The sequence below is a fragment of the uncultured Amaricoccus sp. genome, assembly GCF_937858865.1.
GTDB lineage: Bacteria > Pseudomonadota > Alphaproteobacteria > Rhodobacterales > Rhodobacteraceae > Amaricoccus.
Window position 1 is genome coordinate 1 of record NZ_CALLYO010000357.1, and the last position, 2,721, is coordinate 2,721.

Annotated in this window: 2 protein-coding genes and 1 pseudogene; all 3 read right to left on the reverse strand. The window is 74.3% G+C overall.

What is annotated here, in order from left to right:
• Positions 1-60: 60 nt before the first annotated feature.
• A complete protein-coding gene (locus Q0112_RS10345) occupies positions 61-1,362 on the reverse strand; it encodes an HlyC/CorC family transporter (protein ID WP_367278462.1) in 1,302 nt (433 codons plus the stop codon).
• Between the two features lie 17 nt (positions 1,363-1,379).
• Positions 1,380-2,345, reverse strand: coding sequence for a tyrosine recombinase (locus Q0112_RS10350; protein WP_297974855.1), 966 nt, complete (start codon positions 2,343-2,345; stop codon positions 1,380-1,382).
• Positions 2,345-2,721: pseudogene (locus Q0112_RS10355) on the reverse strand (hypothetical protein); the annotation flags it as partial. The gene Q0112_RS10350 and the pseudogene Q0112_RS10355, both read right to left, overlap by 1 nt.

Here is a 2,721-nt window from a genome sequence, read left to right on the forward strand (position 1 = left end):
CATCTTCTGGCGTCAGCGCATCCGCGGCCGCAAGCCGGTGTCGCCGGGCAAGTAGCGCCCTCACTCGAGCCGGCGCATCCTCAGCCGGGCCAGGCGGTTGCCGTCGCGCTTCAGCACCTCGAAGCGGAAGCCGTGGAAGCCGAAGACCTGCCCCTCGCTCGGGATCGCCTGCGCCTCGTGGATGACGAGGCCGGCGATGGTGTTGGCCTCCTCGTCGGGCAGGTTCCAGTCGCAGGCGCGGTTGAGGTCGCGGATCGAGACCGCGCCGTCGACCTCGACCGAGCCGTCCGGCTGGGGCTCGATGCCGGCCGGGGCCTCGAGGTCGTGCTCGTCGGTGATGTCGCCGACGATCTCCTCGAGGATGTCCTCGAGCGTGACCAGCCCCTGCAGGGCACCGTATTCGTCCACCACCAGGGCGAAATGCGTGCGGCGGCGGAGGAACTCGCGCATCTGCTCGTCGAGCGGCGTCGATTCCGGCACGAAGTAGGGCGGCATCGCCACGTCCATGATGTCGAACCCTTCGAGCGCGCCCTCGCCCGCGCGCTGCTCGCGCACGAAGCGGTGGACGGCGCGGGAGAGGTCCTTGGCGTGGATGACGCCGACGATGTTTTCCGGCTCGCCGCGGAAGATCGGCAGGCGGGTGTGCGGCGAATTGATCGCCTGCTCGAGGATCTCGGCCGGGGCCGCGTCGGCGTCGATCATCTCGATGTCGCGGCGGTGCATCATCACCTCCTCGACCTGCCGGTCGCCGAGATCGAGCGCCCCGAGCAGCAGGTTGCGGTCGGATTCGACCATCCCCTCGGGGTGGTGCAACGCGATCGCCCCGGCGATCTCCGGCTGCGCCGAGAGGACCGCGGCCTTCGGGTCCACGACGACGCCGACGGCCGAGAGGACCCCGCGCGCGACGCCGCCGAGCATCCCGGCGGGCGGCGCGAGGACGGCGACGAGGGGGACGAGGACCGGTGCCGCCCGCACCGCGAGGGCCTCGGCCCGCCCGACCGTCCAGCTCCGCGGCAGGAGTTCGGCGAAGACGACGACCAGTGCCGTCATCAGGAGCGCGGCCGCGAGCGCGCCCCAGGCCCCGAGGAGGCCGGCGAGGAGCGCGGCGGCCAGGGCCGTGGCGAGAAGGTCGGCGAGGCACTTGCCGAGGAGAACCGCGCCCGCCAGCCGCTCGCGGTCCTCGCCGAGGCGGAGCGCGGCGGCCGCCCCGCGCTGCGGTGACGACGACCATAGGTTCCAAGCAACTCGGCCAGGAAGCCCGAGGCGAGGACGAGGAGCACGACGGCCCCCGCCATTCCCCAGACAAGGATCGCGGGCGCCTCGGCCAGGGAGGTCATGTCGGTCCCCAAGCAGGTGTCGGATATTCCGATCTTATGCGGTCAGGTCCGCTCGCTAGCAAGCGGGGCCGCGTCCGGGGCGGCCGCCTCGGACAGCGGATGCTTCTCGAGCACGAGCTCGCGCAGCCGCGCCTCGAGCACGTGGGTGTAGATCTCGGTCGTCGCGATGCTGGCATGGCCGAGCAGCGTCTGGATCACGCGCAGGTCGGCGCCGTTGGCGAGCAGGTGGGTGGCGAAGGCGTGGCGCAGCGTGTGCGGCGACACCTTGGCCGCATCGAGACCGGCGAACCGGGCGAGGTCCTTGACCAGCAGGAAGAAGCGCTCGCGCGTCATGTGCCCGCGCCGGCTGCGGGCGGGGAAGAGATAGGGCGAGCGCGGCCGCGCCGGCCCCCCGCCCTCGGCCCCGGCGTCGAGATGGGCGAGCCAGGCGGCGAGCGCGGCGCGGGCGGGCGGCGAGAGCGGCACCATCCGCTCGCGCCCGCCCTTGCCGCGCACCAGGATCATCCGCGGGTCGCCGCGGACCGCGGCCAGCGGCAGCGAGACGAGCTCGCTGACCCGCAGGCCGGTGGCGTAGAGGAGCTGCAGCAGGCAGACGTCGCGCAGCCGGTCGGCCTCGGTGCGCCCGAGCGCGCCGGCCGCTTCGAGCAGGCGGTCGACTTCCGTCTCGCTGAGGTTGCCGGGCAGCGCGCGCCGGCGCTTCGGCCCCTTGATGAGGGCGGCGGGATCGTCCTCGCGCCAGCCCTCGAGGAAGGCGAAGCGGTAGAGCTGGCGGATGGCCGAGAGCCGCCGCGCCCGCGTGGCGAGCGCCATGCCGCGGGCTTCCTGGTCGACGAGATAGGCCTCGATGTCGATCCGGCCGGCGCCGGCGTAGTCCTGGCCCCGTCCGCGAAGGAAATCGGCGAAGTCGCTGAGGTCCCGGGCATAGGAGAGGATCGTGTTGCGCGCGGCGTCGCGCTCGGCCTGGATCGCCTCGAGATAGAGCCCGAGCCAGCGGTCGGCGGCGGCCATCAGTGGCCGCCCGCGAGCAGCGTCTGCAGCGCGATGGCGCGCGCGCTCGCGTCCTGCCCGGCGGCGCGCAGCGTGCGCAGGCCGGCGCGCAGCTCCGGCGGGGCGACCTCGTCGCCGGCCTGGAGCAGCGCGAGGGCGGCGAGGATCGCCTCCCCCTGCCTGCCGCCGTCGAGAAGGCCGGCGAGTTGCGCCTCGCGGTCGTCGGCCGGCGGCGCGCCCGCGAGGCCGGCGAGCGCCGCCGAAAGCAGGTCGTCCCCCGCCGGCGCCGGAGCCGTGCCGGCACCAGCCACGGCGAGGAGGGCCGCGAAGCGCGGATCGGCCTCCGGTCCCGCGGCGTGGCGGGCGGCGTCGACCGCGCCGGCGAGCAGGAGCAGCT